This is a genomic window from Pseudomonas xantholysinigenes, from assembly GCF_014268885.2.
In the GTDB taxonomy this organism is placed as follows: Bacteria; Pseudomonadota; Gammaproteobacteria; order Pseudomonadales; family Pseudomonadaceae; genus Aquipseudomonas; species Aquipseudomonas xantholysinigenes.
In genome coordinates this window covers 5,053,804-5,068,725 of sequence record NZ_CP077095.1, presented here as the reverse complement: position 1 = coordinate 5,068,725, position 14,922 = coordinate 5,053,804, and the positions used below count along the sequence as shown (strand labels likewise).

General features: G+C 63.6%; 10 protein-coding genes and 1 pseudogene. 6 read left to right on the top strand and 5 right to left on the bottom strand.

Translation table 11 applies throughout. The annotated features are described in order from the left end of the window. Positions 1-156: 156 nt before the first annotated feature. The 3 genes and pseudogenes from HU772_RS22600 to HU772_RS25395 form a co-directional block, all read right to left on the bottom strand. A complete protein-coding gene (locus HU772_RS22600; RefSeq protein ID WP_186656247.1) occupies positions 157-1,488 on the bottom strand; it encodes a TldD/PmbA family protein in 1,332 nt (443 codons plus the stop codon). Next, the gene (locus HU772_RS22595) at positions 1,488-2,930 is read right to left on the bottom strand and encodes a TldD/PmbA family protein (protein WP_186656245.1); all 1,443 of its coding nucleotides are present in this window, start codon (positions 2,928-2,930) and stop codon (positions 1,488-1,490) included. Before HU772_RS22595 ends, HU772_RS22600 begins: the two co-directional genes overlap by 1 nt. 30 nt (positions 2,931-2,960) lie before the next feature. Then, positions 2,961-3,080: pseudogene (locus tag HU772_RS25395) on the bottom strand (hypothetical protein); the annotation flags it as partial. Positions 3,081-3,204: 124 nt separating this feature from the next. Between HU772_RS25395 and HU772_RS22585 the strand changes: the two are divergent. Beyond that, on the top strand, positions 3,205-3,918 hold the full coding sequence (locus HU772_RS22585; RefSeq protein ID WP_186656241.1) for a hypothetical protein: 714 nt from the start codon (positions 3,205-3,207) through the stop codon (positions 3,916-3,918). Next, positions 3,919-4,368, top strand: a complete 450-nt coding sequence (locus tag HU772_RS22580) for a hypothetical protein (protein ID WP_186656239.1) — start codon at positions 3,919-3,921, stop codon at positions 4,366-4,368. A gap of 128 nt (positions 4,369-4,496) precedes the next feature. On the opposite strand, the gene HU772_RS22575 is transcribed toward HU772_RS22580, so the two are convergent. Beyond that, positions 4,497-6,293 carry an acyl-CoA dehydrogenase gene (locus HU772_RS22575; RefSeq protein ID WP_186656236.1) on the bottom strand — a complete coding sequence of 599 codons (1,797 nt, stop codon included), beginning with the start codon at positions 6,291-6,293 and terminating at the stop codon, positions 4,497-4,499. An 818-nt stretch (positions 6,294-7,111) separates the two neighbouring features. Here HU772_RS22575 and HU772_RS22570 point away from each other — a divergent pair. Further along, a complete protein-coding gene (locus HU772_RS22570; RefSeq protein WP_186656234.1) occupies positions 7,112-7,354 on the top strand; it encodes a hypothetical protein in 243 nt (80 codons plus the stop codon). A 153-nt stretch (positions 7,355-7,507) separates the two neighbouring features. Continuing rightward, on the top strand, positions 7,508-7,771 hold the full coding sequence (locus HU772_RS22565; RefSeq protein WP_050704112.1) for a DUF3077 domain-containing protein: 264 nt from the start codon (positions 7,508-7,510) through the stop codon (positions 7,769-7,771). A gap of 280 nt (positions 7,772-8,051) precedes the next feature. Here HU772_RS22565 and putA read toward each other — a convergent pair whose 3' ends face one another. After that, a complete protein-coding gene (gene putA, locus HU772_RS22560; protein ID WP_186656232.1) occupies positions 8,052-12,002 on the bottom strand; it encodes a trifunctional transcriptional regulator/proline dehydrogenase/L-glutamate gamma-semialdehyde dehydrogenase in 3,951 nt (1,316 codons plus the stop codon). A gap of 360 nt (positions 12,003-12,362) precedes the next feature. On the opposite strand from putA, the gene putP reads away from it, so the two are divergent. Together putP and HU772_RS22550 are read left to right on the top strand one after the other, a co-directional pair. Beyond that, positions 12,363-13,841 carry a sodium/proline symporter PutP gene (gene putP, locus HU772_RS22555; protein ID WP_186656220.1) on the top strand — a complete coding sequence of 493 codons (1,479 nt, stop codon included), beginning with the start codon at positions 12,363-12,365 and terminating at the stop codon, positions 13,839-13,841. A 163-nt stretch (positions 13,842-14,004) separates the two neighbouring features. Then, complete coding sequence (locus HU772_RS22550) at positions 14,005-14,841, top strand: 23S rRNA (adenine(2030)-N(6))-methyltransferase RlmJ (protein ID WP_186656217.1); 837 nt, start codon at positions 14,005-14,007, stop codon at positions 14,839-14,841. The last annotated feature ends 81 nt before the right edge of the window (positions 14,842-14,922 follow it).

The following is a 14,922-nucleotide window of genomic DNA, read 5'->3' as shown; positions in this document are numbered from 1 at the left end:
CTCTCTGTCTTGTGGTGCCTGTGCGGGCCCCTTCGCGGGCAAGCCCGCTCCCACAGGGTTATCGGTAAACCCCCAGGGTTGGGTTGGTGCCCAACTCCCTGGGGGGGCCCAAACCTGTGGGAGCGGGCTTGCCCGCGAAGGGGCCTATCCTGTCGATCACAATGTCAGGGTCAGCCCTTTGACCAACGCCCCTGGCAGATGGCTCGACCCGGTGCTGCGCTGCCCGTAGGTGCTGGTCGAGAGGATCATCTCGCGCTCCTGGGTCAGGTCCTCCAGCTGGCTGCCCAGCAGGTTGTACAGGCTATCGTCGAAACGCATGGTGCTCACCGGCCCTTGGATCTGCCCGTTCTCCACCCAGAAAGTGGCGAAGCGGGTCAGCCCGGTCATGCGTGCTGCTGGCAGGTCCGAATAGTTCAGGTACCAGAGGTTGCTGATGTACAGGCCAGTGCCGAGGCGCTCGAGGATCTGTGCGTTGGGCAGATTGCCCGGCGCCAGGCTCAGCGCGCAGGGCGATTCGTGGCTGTCGGCGCCGTTGGCCACGAGCTTGAACTCGGCGGCGCTGCGCGCGCTCACCAGCCGCTCCAGGCCACGCCCTTCACCGATCAGCAGCAGGTCGCGGCGGGGCGAGCCTTCGTCGGAGAACGCCGGGCTGAGCGAACCGCTGATCTGCTCGCTGAAGCTCACCTGCGGGCTCAGTTGCGCGTCGCCGCTGTACAGGCGCTGCAGCGGGCTGTTGCCGGTGGCCAGGGCCTGCGCGGAGAAACCGCCCCAGCAGAGCATGCCGGCAATCTCGTCCATCGCCGCCGGCGCCAGGTAGGCGCGGTAGCTGCCGGGCTCGAGGGTGATGGCCGGGCGCCCGAGGTGCGCCAGCTGTTCGCGGGCCTGGCGCAGGCGCGCGGCGAAGGCCTCGGCGCTCCAGGCCTGTCCGGCATAGTTGGCCTTGACCGCCTGGCCGTTGGCGTGGAACAGGCTCCAGTCGAAGTTGAAGCTGTTGGCCTGGTGCCAGCCGAAGGCCCCGAAGGAACTGGCGAAGCCCCGGCAGATGGGGCCGGCGGCATAGATGCCGACCAGGTCCAGGTCAGCGGCTTCGCGCTCGACCAGGGCCAGCACTTCGTCCAGCTCGGGCAATGGCTGCTCCAGCAGGCTATGGCTGTGCCAGGCGCTGTCATCGAGGTTCAGGTAGGGATCCACCGCCAGCAATGGCAAGGTCTGGCGCAATTGCGCCAGGGCGTCGTGCAGACGCCGCTGGTCGAGCTCGGCATCGTCGCCCAGGGTGATCTGCTGCTCGGCCTGGCGCCCTTCGCGCACTAGCCGCAGGTGCACGCTGGCCTGGCTGACCAGCCCGGCCTGGCGCACCTTGGCATGGTTGAAGCGCACGAACTGCGAATGTTCGGCGCTGTAGCCGAGGGTGAACTGCTCGCCCGCTTGCACGGCGGCGTTCAGGCTGTCGAGCAGGTTTGCGAAGCGTTGCTGGTACAGGCTGCCCATCAGGCGTCTCCCCCGAATACGTCGATCTGGCGGAACACGCAGGCCGGCGAGGCATGGCCGACGCGCACCACCTGGTTGGGCTCGCCCTTGCCGCAGTTGGGTGTGCCGAGTACCTGGAAGGTGCTGCTGTCGCCCACGGCCGAGAGGTTGCGCCAGAAGTCGGCGGAGATGCCCCGGTAGTTCGGGTTCTTCACCACGCCCTTGAGCTCGCCGTTTTCGATCAACTGTCCCCACTCGCAGCCAAACTGGAACTTGTTGCGCGCATCGTCGATCGACCAGGAGCGGTTGGTGCGCATCAGGATGCCGTGCTCAATGCCACTGACAAGTTGCTCAAGCGACTGGTCGCCTGGCTCGACATTGAGGTTGGCCATGCGGTCGATCGGCGCGCGGTTCCAGCCGCAGGCGCGGCTGTTGGCCACGCCGTCCAGGCCTGAACGCTGCTGCGACAGGGCGCCGCCCAGGGGGCGCACCAGCAGGCCGTCGCGGATCAGGAACTGCTTGCTGGCCGGGGTGCCGTCGTCATCGAAGCTGTAGCTGGCCAGTTCCTCGCGAATAGTCGGGTCGAAGGTCACGTTGAGCAGCTTCGAGCCGTATTGCAGATGGCCGAAGTCGCTGGCTTTGACGAAGCTGGTACCGGCGTAGTTGCGCTCATCGCCGAGGATTCGGTCCAGCTCCAGCGGGTGACCGATGGACTCGTGGATCTGCAGCATCATCTGGTCGGGCATCAGCAGCAGGTCGCGGCGGCCGCTCGGCGTGTTGGGCGCCAGCAGCAGTTGCAGCGCCTCATCGGCCACCCGGCGGGCCGCGCCGACCAGACCGCAGCGCTCGATCACCTCGAAGCCGCCCTGCTGGCCGAAGTTCTCCCGGCCCAGGCTGCGGCTCTGGCTGTCCTGGCCGTCGCTGGCGGTGACGCCCAGGCCCGGGTAGACGAAGCGCTGGGCATGGCGCAGCTCGGCGCCGGCGGAGTTCAGGTAAGTCTGCTCGACCACACTGATGCCCAGGCTGGCCTGCCAGTCCACCAGGCGTTCGTCCTTGGGCACGCTGGCCGATTCGGCGGCCAGCAGGTCCAGGCAGTCTGCAAGGTTGGGCAGGGGCTGCTCGAAGTGGGGCGAGACATGGTCGTGGCGCTCGCTTGGGGCTGGCTGGTCGCTCAGGTCGAGCAGGCTGCTGGCCTTGATCCGTCGGGCCAGTGTCTCGGCTTGTTCCAGGGCGCGTTGCAGGCCAGCCTGGGACAGGTCGGCGGTGGCCGCGTAGGCCTCGACGCCATTCACCCGCACGGTGAGCATGGCGCCTTCATCCTGGCTGAAGAAGGGCGGCTCGGCGACGTTGCGCCGTACCGACAGTGACTGGTGCGATTGCTTCACATGGCGAAGCGAGAACAGTTCGGCCGTGCTGCGCAGCGCGGCGAAGCGCTGGCGCAGCAGGGTGCTGGAGTCGAACATCGGAAACCTCCGTGTGTGCGGTGGTTCCCCCTAGAACCACCCCTCTTGCATCGCGAGGCAGGTGTCGTCGCGGGCCTCGAGCAACGCGAGGTCATTATGGCAGCCCGGCACTTCCCAGGTGAGGAAATAACGCGCGGCCTGGAGCTTGCCGATATCGCTGACACCGACGCAGCTCGCCTGCAAGAGAAAATTCCTACAAAAGATCAAGAATTAGACGGCGGGCTTTTTGTGGATGTGGCGGGTTTGATGGCTTTTTAATCAACATGGTGCCCATGTGAAGCGTCTTATTCCCCGTAAAGAAGCAAGAAAATATCGTCCGGGCAGTTTCGAAAAGCCTTTTTTTGCCGTTTCTGAGGTGGCTGGCGCCCTGTTCAGGCCTTATGACTTGCCAGGATTAATTGAATTGATCCACGAATGTGGCTCCTCGATTCAGAACTGCCTACGCGAATATCCCAAGAACGCTATTTTGAAAAAAGTGAGTGACGCGGACTGGTTGCTGGTTTGCTCAAGGCCGTTTAGTCCTTTTACGCCTAGCGGTGTTGAATTTTGGTCTGAACAGCCCTCTCTCGGGAAAGACCGCTTTGTGGGAGGCGTAAGGGAGGAGCCGTCAGAAATTGGTAAGTCTGCGTCGCAAAAGATAGTGGATGCAGGGGCTGGGAAATGGGTGTTAAAAGAAATAGACCATGATGCCTTCCGGAATACGTTAGCTATTATTGCAAATAGGAGTGGCACGATCGCCAATGAAGGGAGTGTTATTTTTTCGGAGGGTAAGGACTGGGCAAATACAAGCCGTACTCTGATACATGAATGGGTGCGATTGAGCGCAGATGAGATGCATTTTGAGTCTCGTTCGGCTATTCATCGCTACGGTGACTTGAAAAAGACCGCTCAAAAGTATGTGGGTTCCGATGACCATTGGGCAATAACAGGGCAGTCCTGGCATTGGGTGCCTGCGACACCTAATGTAATCTTCGAGTTGAGGGAGTAAATGAATAAGGACATGGCAAGCAAGTACGTTTGGTGGGGGTGGGGCGGACTGGACGCTATTTATATACTGAACTACATTGTGAGAGAACTACTACAGGGTGATTTCCCTTTTTATACGGATGCACTAAGCGCATTAAATATAATTGAAGATCATGGTGGCTACGCGGCAGTGCTTATGGCGTTTGGATGGGGGCTGCAGTTATCGGTGTTCGCAAGTTGTGTATTGCTTTTGCGTGGAAGCAGATGGGGGCGGCGACTGGTCTGGTTGCAGCTGCCATTTAGGTTGTTTCTGCTTTTACCATCAGCCTCAGTGCTATTTATTTATTTGGGCTCTCACTTTTCAAGAGCGTCCGTCACATTTTTTTTGCTCGTGGTTGCTTCTGAGTTGGCGAAAGTCTGGAGTCTATGGTTCTTTAATGAAAGGAAATTACGCAACCTCGATGCTGCCTGACCTTGGCTGGCTAGTAGTCCTGTTTTGGGCAATAAGGATAGGAACGTTATGAGTTTTTGAGAAATTACTGACTTGCCGGGGTATCCATCGTGGATAGGGATACCTCTGTTTTGACCGTGACTGCTCCATTAGAACCACCCGTCTTGCATGGCAAGGCACGTATCGTCGCGGGCCTCGAGCAAAGCGAGGTCATTATGGCAGCCCGGCACTTCCCAGGTGAGGAAATAACGCGCGGCCTGGAACTTGCCCAGGTAGAAGTCGCGATCGCTGCCCTTGAGCAGGCCGACCTCGGCATGGATGGCCTGTTCCAGCCAACGCCAGCCGATCACGCAGTGGCCGAACACCTTGAGGTACAGTGCCGAGTTGGCCAGCGCGCCGGCGACCTTGCCGGCGGTCAGGTCGCCGAGCAGGGCAAGGGTCACGCTCTGCAGGCGGTTGATCAGGTGTTCCAGGGGTTGGCGCAACGGATCGAGGTTCGGGTGATGGCTGGCGCGCTCGCAGGTGCCGGCCATCAGGCGGATCAGTTGCTTGAGTCCGGCGCCGTTGTTCTGTGCCAGTTTGCGTCCGAGCAGGTCAAGGGACTGGATGCCCTCGGTGCCTTCGTGGATCGGGTTGAGGCGGTTGTCGCGGTAGTACTGCTCGACCGGGTACTCGCGGGTGTAGCCGTGGCCGCCAAGGATCTGGATCGCCAGTTCGTTGGCTTTCAGGCAGAACGCCGAAGGCCAGGACTTGACGATAGGGGTGAGCAGGTCGAGCAGTTCAAGGGCTTGCCGGCGTACATCTGCATCCGCGGCGGTGTGGGTGTCATCGAACAGCCGGGCCGCGTACAGGCCAAGATCGAAAGCGCCCTCCACGTAGGCCTTCTGTGCCAGCAACATGCGCTTCACATCGCTGTGCTCGATGATCGGCACGGCGGGGCTGTGCGGGTCCTTGTTGTCCGGCAGGCGGCCCTGGGGACGTTGGCGGGCGTACTCCAGCGAATAGAGGTAACCGGCGTAGCCCAGCATCACCGCGCCCATGCCGACGCCGATGCGCGCCTCGTTCATCATCTGGAACATGCAGGCCAGGCCCTGGTGCGGCTGGCCCACCAGGTAGCCGACGCACTGGCCGTTGTCGCCGAAGTTCAGCGCGGTGGAGGTGGTGCCGCGCCAGCCCATCTTGTGGAACAGTCCGGCCAGCAGTACATCGTTGCGCGGCCCCAGGCTGCCGTCGGCGTTGACCAGGTACTTGGGCACGATGAACAGCGAGATGCCCTTCACCCCGGGCGGCGCGTCCGGCAGCTTGGCCAGGACCATGTGCACGATGTTCTCCGAAAGCTCGTGGTCGCCGCCGGAGATGAAGATCTTGTTGCCCTTGAGCCGGTAGGTGCCGTCGCCTGCGGGTTCGGCGCGGGTGCGGATGTCGGCCAGCGACGAGCCGGCATGGGGCTCGGTCAGGGCCATGGTGCCGAAGTAGCGGCCCTCGATCATCGGTTGCAGGAACAGGCGTTGCTGTTCGTCGCTGCCGAAGCTCTCGATCAGGTTGGCCGCGCCCATGGTCAGGAACGGGTAGGCCGTGGTGCCAGCGTTGGCGGCTTGGAAGTGGGCGAAGCAGGCTTGCGATACCAGGCTGGGCAGTTGCATGCCGCCGACTTCGAAGTCGCGGTTGGCGTTGAGAAAGCCTGCTTCGAGGAAGGCGTCTACGGCCGGTTTCACCTCAGGGATCAGCTCGGCACGGCCGTTCACGTAGCGCGGCTCGTTTTCATCGCCCTTGCGGTTGTGCGGGGCGAAGTACTTTTCGGCAATGGTGCGGGCGGTGGTCAGCGCCGCGTCGAAGGTCTCGCGGCTGTGCTCGGCGAAGCGCGGGCGCTGGGTCAGGGCCTCGGCGTCGAGGACTTCGTAAAGTTCGAAGGCGAGGTTGCGGGGGCTGAGGAGTTGCTCGGACATGGCGGCATTCCTGGTTCGGGATGCAGCGAGTCTAGGCAAGGTGATAGGGCAGGGGACAGGTTAATTGGTTTGGGTGATATGACTTTAGAAGGCAGCGTTTTCGGAGAGGATTGGGTGAGGGCTGCCAGGTGTTCGCCGAAAGTTCTTCAGCGCCTATGAGATCGAGCGCCGCCCGCGCGGCGCATCGCGACGCAAGGCCGCTCCTACATTTGTTTCGGGCCAGTCAATCCTGTGCCATTACCTGGTCCGCCTTGTTGGCACGACGCGGTTTCAGCGTGGGCACCACTGCCGCCCCACCAGTCTTGAGACATGCGCCAAGGCGGGCAGCGGTACTTTCACAGGACTCATTGGCCCGAAACAGATGTAGGAGCGGCCTTGCGTCGCGATGCGCCGCGCGGGCGGCGCTCGATCTCACAGGCGCTGCAAGGCTTTCGCCCTGCGCCTGGACGCCCTCATGCGATCGTAGCTATGGACCTGGAAGCGCTGGATCCAAGGGTTACCTCCGTCGCGTTTCCTACGCAAATCCCGAGACTTCCCCTATTCCATGTAGTCCATTTCCCAAACATACTTCTGCCCCCTTACAAGCCATTGCGGTGCTTTGGGTTGGTCACTAGTCTCGGGCGGTCGTTGCGAATGCAGCGATCGGCTTTGACAGGCCGCTGAGAACCTTGCGCATGGCTTGCGCGTTATGGCGGTTGTGCGTGGGGCACCTTGTGTGCGCCGGGTTAGGTTCTCTCACCGGTCTGTCAACCCACGTACAGCTGCCACCCTTTTGTTTGACAGCAGATGGTGGTGGCCCATTTTGAGAGAGCCATACCATGCTAAAGATCGTTCCCGATCCACCCCACAACCCTCATTCCCTCGAAGACACCCTCATCCAGGCCACCGAGTACGGCCTGTGCGCGTTGACCGTGGCCCATCACGCCGTACAGCTCAAACCCAGGTCGCCGGCTGCCGTGTTGATGATGGCGTCGATGCATGAAATGGAGTCGCTGCGTGTGTTGCTCGAAGCGGCGTTGATCCAGGTGCAGATGCCGGCGCAGGCGCCCACGTTGCATTAGGCCGTAAGGCATGTGTTGCCTGGTCGGGCCCTTTCGCGGGTAAACCCGCTCCCACAGGTTCACCTGTGTCTTGGAGCCAGCGCCGTGCCTGTGGGAGCGGGCTTGCCCGCGAAGAGGCCCGCACAGGCACCGACCCTTTCAGGGAGAAAAACCATGACCACAGACAACACCCCCACCACCGTCGGCAAGACCAAGTTCTACCAGGGCGAAGGCATGACCGACCCGCTGTTCTGCATCGAACCCGGCATCCCATGCCAGCACGCCCGCGACCAGGCGTCAGAGCTGATGGGCTGCGTACGCGACCTGACCATCACCGGGATCATGGAGGAAAAGCCCCAGCTGCTCTGGGCGTCGTATTACCTGAGCGCCCTGGCCAAGGCGCTGATGGATGATGCCGAGCTAGGCATGAAGCATTGAGACTTGTGCTGTCAGTGCCGGCCTCTTCGCGGGCAAGCCCTACGGGAGGCTTGAAGAGGGTGAAAAATCTGTAGGAGCGGCCTTGTGTCGCGAAAGGGCCGCGCAGCAGCCCCGGGATTTCAGCGTTGTTGCAAAGATCGCCGGGGCCGCTTTGCGGCCCTTTCGCGACGCAAGGCCGCTCCTACAGGGATCGCGCCAGGCTGATAAATCTCGGCAAGACAGTTGCGCCCACAAAAAAGGAGAGCCTGAGCTCTCCTTTTCCGTTCAACGACCGTCAGTGTCAGCCGATGGTCATCAAGCTGGCGTTACCGCCCGCCGCCGCGGTGTTCACACTCACCGCCCGCTCGATCACCAGCCGCTCCAGGGCGATCTGCTGATCGCCGCTCGACAGCCCGTGCACCCCGACGATCGCGCCGGCGCGCTTGGCCACCTGCTCGCAGACGCCGCGCAGCTGGTCGGAGTGACCGTGGTGGATGACCGCGTCGAAGGCCACGTCGTCCTTGCTCCAGTCGGCCACCAGCTTGATCTTCGCTTGCAGCTCCTTGGGCAGACGGCCGCGCACGGTCTTGGCCGGCTCGCCGTCCTGGAACACCGCCGAGCTGCCCACGGCCAGTACCGCCGCCAGCTGGGCCAGCAGGTCGGCCTCGTTGTCGGCCAGGCACAGCACGTGTTCGCGTGGCAGCACGCTGTAGGTGTTGCGCTCGCCGGTCGGGCCTGGCAGCACGCGGGTGATGCCGCTCTGCGACTGCTCGGCGAACTGCTCGCACAGCGCGACCAGGTCGCTCATCTGGCTGCTGGCCGCCCAGGTCTTGAGGGTGGTCAGCGGCTTGAGCTGCTGGTCGCGCAGTGTGGTGTCGGCCTTGCTGCGCGCATCGTCGGCCTGGAAGTGGCGGGCGATGGCGTCGGCCGGGCGGGTCGACAGCAGGCGGTACAGGTACAGCGGGCCGCCGGCTTTCGGGCCGGTGCCCGACAGGCCTTCACCGCCGAACGGCTGCACGCCGACCACGGCACCGACGATGTTGCGGTTGACGTACATGTTGCCGGCGTTGACGTTGTCCACCACCTTGGCGATGGTCTCGTCGATGCGGGTGTGCACGCCCAGGGTCAGGCCGTAGCCGGAAGCATTGATCTGCTCGATCAGCTGGTCCAGGTCCTTGCGGTTGTAGCGCACCACGTGCAGCACCGGACCGAAGATTTCGCGCTGCAGCTCGTCGAAGCTGTCCAGCTCGATCAGGGTCGGCATCACGAAGGTGCCGCGCTTGATCTCCTCACCCTCGGCAATGGCTACCTGGTAGACGGTGCGGCCTTTGTCGCGCATGCCCTGGATGTGCTTCTCGATGCCGGCCTTGGCTTCGGCATCGATCACCGGGCCGATGTCCACGGACAGGCGCTCGGGGTTACCCAGGCGGCTTTCGGCCATGGCGCCCTTGAGCATTTCGATCACGCGATCAGCGGAGTCTTCCTGCAGGCACAGCACGCGCAGGGCCGAGCAGCGCTGGCCGGCACTGTCGAAGGCCGAGGAGACCACATCGATCACCACCTGTTCGGTGAGCGCCGAGGAGTCGACGATCATGGCGTTCTGGCCGCCGGTCTCGGCGATCAGCGGGATCGGACGGCCCTGGTTGTCCAGGCGCCCGGCGATGTTGCGCTGCAGCAGGCGGGCGACTTCGGTGGAGCCGGTGAACATCACGCCCTTGACGCGTTCGTCACCGACCAGGCCGGCACCGACGGTTTCGCCCTGGCCTGGCAGCAGTTGCAGCACGCCTTCGGGGATGCCGGCTTCCAGCAGCAGGCGCACGGCCTGGGCGGCGACCAGCGGGGTCTGTTCGGCCGGCTTGGCCAGAACCGGGTTGCCGGCGGCGAGGGCTGCGGCCACCTGGCCGGAGAAGATTGCCAGCGGGAAGTTCCACGGGCTGATGCACACCACCGGGCCCAGCGGGCGGCAGCTGTCGTTGCGCAGGTCGTTGCGTGCCTGCACCGCGTAGTAGCGCAGGAAGTCCACCGCCTCGCGCACTTCGGCGATGGCATTGGCGTAGGTCTTGCCGGCTTCGCGCACCAGCAGGCCCATCAGCGGCTGGATGTCGGCTTCCATCAGGTCGGCGGCGCGTTCGAGGATCGCGGCGCGCTCGGCTGGTGGGGTGGCCTGCCAGATCGGCGCGGCGTTCAGCGCGCACTGGATGGCGTTGTCGACGTCGGCGACGGTGGCTTCCTGCACGTGACCCACGACATCGCGGTGGTCGGCCGGGTTGAGCACTGGCGCGGCCGGCTGCTCGCTGGCGGCGCAGGCCAGCAGCGGGGCGGCTTTCCAGTCATTGTGGGCGGTGGCCAGCAGGGCGCAGGACAGCGACGCCAGGCGGTGTTCGTTGGCCATGTCGATGCCGGCCGAGTTGGCCCGCTCGCTGCCGTACAGTTCACGCGGCATCGGGATGCGCGGGTGCGGCAGGCCAATGCTGCCTTCCTGGGTGCCCATGCGCTCGATGCTGGCGACCGGGTCGGCGACCAGCTCCTGGATGGAGATCGAGTGGTCGGCGATGCGGTTGACGAACGAGGTGTTGGCGCCGTTTTCCAGCAGGCGGCGCACCAGGTAGGCCAGCAGGGTTTCGTGGGTGCCGACCGGTGCGTACACGCGGCACGGACGGTTCAGCTTGCCCTCGGAGATCTTGCCCACGACTTGCTCGTACAGCGGCTCGCCCATGCCGTGCAGGCACTGGAACTCGTACTGGCCCGGGTAGTAGTTCTGCCCGGCGATGGTGTAGATGGCCGACAGGGTGTGGGCGTTGTGGGTGGCGAACTGCGGGTAGATGGCTTCTGGCACGGCCAGCAGCTTGCGGGCGCAGGCGACGTAGGACACGTCGGTGTACACCTTGCGGGTGTAGACCGGATAGCCTTCCAGGCCCTCGACCTGGGCGCGCTTGATCTCGCTGTCCCAGTAGGCGCCTTTCACCAGGCGGATCATCAGGCGATGACGGCTGCGCTTGGCCAGGTCGATGACGTAGTCGATCACGTACGGGCAGCGCTTCTGGTAGGCCTGGATGACGAAGCCGATGCCGTTCCAGCCGGCCAGCGACGGCTCGAAGCACAGGCGCTCGAGCAGGTCCAGCGACAGCTCCAGGCGGTCGGCTTCCTCGGCGTCGATGTTCAGGCCGATGTCGTACTGCTTGGCCAGCAGGGTCAGCGACAGCAGGCGTGGGTACAGCTCGCTCATCACGCGCTCGTACTGGGCGCGGCTGTAGCGCGGGTGCAGGGCCGAGAGCTTGATCGAGATGCCCGGGCCTTCATAGATGCCGCGGCCGTGCGAGGCCTTGCCGATCGAGTGGATCGCCTGCTCGTAGGAGGCCAGGTATTTCTGTGCATCGTGCTCGGTCAACGCGGCTTCGCCGAGCATGTCGTAGCTGTAGCGGAAGCCCTTGGCTTCGAACTTGCTGGCGTTGGCCAGGGCTTCGGCGATGGTCTCGCCGGTGACGAACTGCTCGCCCATCAGGCGCATGGCCATGTCGACGCCCTTGCGGATCATCGGTTCGCCGCTCTTGCCGATGATGCGGGTCAGCGAGGAGGTCAGGCCGGATTCGTTATGGGTGCTGACCAGCTTGCCGGTCAGCAGCAGGCCCCAGGTGGCGGCGTTGACGAACAGCGACGGGCTGTTGCCCAGGTGCGGTTGCCAGTTGCCGGTGCTGATCTTGTCGCGGATCAGCGCGTCACGGGTGCCTTTGTCGGGGATGCGCAGCAGGGCTTCGGCCAGGCACATCAGCGCCACGCCTTCCTGGGACGACAGCGAGAATTCCTGCAGCAGGCCCTGGACAATGCCGGCACGGCCGCCGGCGCTCTTCTGGTTGCGCAGCTTGTCGGCCAGGCTTGCGGCCAGCTTGTTGGTGGCTTCGGCCTGGGCGGCCGGCAGGCGGGCCTGCTCCAGCAGCATCGGCACCACTTCCTGCTCGGGGCGACGGTAGGCAGCGGTGATTGCCGAGCGCAGTACCGACTGCGGCAGGATGCTTTCGGCGAATTCCAGGAAGCACTGGTGGGCGTGGTCGGCGGTGACTTCGCCGGCGTCGTCGCCAGCGGCGGCATGGCCGTTGAGGTCGTTCAGGGTGGCGCCACCCTCGAGCTTCTCGAGATAGTTGAAGATCGCTTGCTTGATCAACCAGTGCGGCGTGCGGTCGATGGACTGCGCAGCTGCTTTGAGTCGCTCACGGGTCGGGTCGTCGAGTTTGACCCCAAGGGTGGTCGTCGCCATTTCTTATCCTCGTTATTGGCCACGGATGTGGCCTAAGCTGACGGCAAGATTAGCCTGTAGGACAAATTGGGTGCAACCGGGTGCAACCCGAATTTTTCATGCCTGGGGTGCAACTCGTCTGAAGGGCATTTCTGAACAGCCGAAATGGCCGTCTTTGGTGCATTTAAGTATGAAAAAGGCTGTTTTTGCTCCGAAATGGAGCAAGAAAAGGGTTTTTTCTGAAAATGCAGGGTCGGGTGCAACTTGCAAATGAAAAATGGTTGCACCTGATTCATGTTGTTGCATAGGATGCGCCGCCTGGGTGCAACCGTCTGCTGCACGGCGGTCGCAAGAGATAAAAACAACGCCAGGGCACAACTCATGGGCAATCCACTAACGATCACCTTCGTGGTCTACATTGCGGCAATGGTGCTGATCGGCTTCGCCGCCTATCGCTCCACCAAGAACCTTTCCGACTATATTCTCGGCGGCCGTAGCCTCGGCAGCGTGGTCACCGCGCTTTCCGCCGGCGCATCGGACATGAGCGGCTGGCTGTTGATGGGCCTGCCGGGCGCCATCTACTTCGCGGGCCTTTCCGAGGCCTGGATCGCCATCGGCCTGACCGTCGGCGCCTACCTGAACTGGCTGTTCGTCGCCGGCCGTCTGCGTGTGCAGACCGAGCACAACGGTGACGCCCTGACCCTGCCGGACTACTTCTCCAGCCGCTTCGAAGACCAGACCGGCCTGCTGCGGATCATCTCGGCGATCGTCATCCTGGTGTTCTTCACCATCTACTGCGCCTCCGGCATCGTTGCTGGCGCCCGCCTGTTCGAAAGCACCTTCGGCATGTCCTACGAGACTGCCCTGTGGGCCGGTGCCGCCGCGACCATCGCCTACACCTTCGTCGGTGGCTTCCTGGCGGTGAGCTGGACCGACACCGTGCAGGCTTCGCTGATGATCTTCGCGCTGATCCTCACCCCGATCATCGTGCTGATCTCCACCGGTGGCTTCGACACCACCTTCCTGGCGATCGAGGCGGTGAACCCGGCGCACTTCGACATGTTCAAGGGCGCGACCTTCATCGGCATCATCTCGCTGATGGGTTGGGGTCTGGGCTACTTCGGCCAGCCGCACATCCTGGCGCGCTTTATGGCCGCCGACTCGGTCAAGTCGATCGCCAAGGCTCGGCGCATCTCCATGACCTGGATGATCCTGTGCCTGGGCGGTACCTGTGCCGTCGGCTTCTTCGGCATCGCCTACTTCTCGGCGCACCCTGACCTGGCGGGCCCGGTCACCGAGAACCATGAGCGCGTGTTCATCGAGCTGGCCAAGATCCTGTTCAACCCATGGATCGCCGGTGTGCTGCTGTCGGCCATCCTGGCCGCGGTGATGAGCACCCTGAGCTGCCAGCTGCTGGTGTGCTCCAGCGCCCTGACCGAAGACTTCTACAAGTCGTTCCTGCGCAAGAACGCTTCGCAGACCGAGCTGGTCTGGGTCGGTCGCCTGATGGTCCTGGCCGTTGCCTTGATCGCCATCGCCATGGCCGCCAACCCCGAAAACCGCGTGCTGGGCCTGGTGGCCTACGCCTGGGCCGGCTTCGGTGCCGCCTTCGGTCCGGTGGTGCTGATTTCGGTGCTGTGGAAGGGCATGACCCGCAACGGCGCCCTGGCCGGTATCGTGGTTGGCGCGCTGACCGTGATCCTGTGGAAGAACTACGTGGGCCTGGGCCTGTACGAGATCATCCCGGGCTTCCTGTTCGCCAGCATCGCCATCTTCGTGGTGAGCAAGTTGGGCAAGCCGTCCGGCAGCATGGTTTCGCGTTTTGAAAGCGCTGATGCGGCATACCACGCCGACAAGTAACGCCTGCTGAAGCGGCATCGCTTGCTTCGCGGGTAAACCCGCTCCCAAAGGTCTTTCGCCGGCCTTGTGGGAGCGGGTTTACCCGCGAATGCTTCAGTGCCGACCGCCGTACCTGACGACTCCCTCGCGACAAGGTAAACTTGGCGCCCCCGCAGGAGTCCTCATGAACTATCGTCACGCCTTCCACGCCGGCAACCACGCCGACGTCCTCAAGCACATCGTGCTCACCCGCCTCATCGCCCTGATGTCGCGCAAGGAGCAGCCGTTCGCCTACATCGATACCCACGCCGGCCTGGGTCTCTACGACCTGCAGGGCGACCAGGCGAGCCGTACCGGTGAATACCTCGAAGGTGTCGCCCGCTTGTGGAACCGCGACGACCTGCCGGAAGTGACCGCCGACTACCTGCGCATCATCAAGCGCCTGAACCAGGATGGTGAGCTGCGTTACTACCCCGGCTCGCCCGAGTTGGCGCGTCGCCTGATGCGCCAGCAGGACCGCGCCCTGCTCAACGAGAAGCACCCTGAAGACGGGGCGCTGCTCAAAGAGAACATGAAGAAGGACCCACGGGTCACCGTTCATCTGGGCGAAGGCTGGCACATCCCGCGGGCGCTGCTGCCGGTGCAGGAAAAGCGCGCGATCATGCTGATCGACCCGCCATTCGAGCAGGCCGACGAGCTCAAGCGCTGCACCGTGGCGATGAAAGAGGCGATCGGTCGCATGCGCCAGACCGTCGCGGCCATCTGGTACCCGATCAAGGACCAGCGCTCGCTGACCCGCTTCTACCAGGACCTGACCAGCACCGGCGCGCCCAAGTTGCTGCGGGTCGAGCTGTACGTGCACCACCAGGACAGCCCGCAGGGGCTGAACGGCTCGGGCCTGGCCATCGCCAACCCGCCATGGGGCCTGGAGGACGAGCTCAAGACCTTGCTGCCGTGGCTGGCCAAGGAGCTGGCGCAGACCGCCGGCAGCTTCCGCATGGATTGGCTGATCGCCGAATAACCCGCACGAACCCTGTAGGAGCGGCCTTGCCGGGGCGCCGGACCGGCCGGAAAGGGCCGCAAAGCGGCCCCAGGTTTCAGC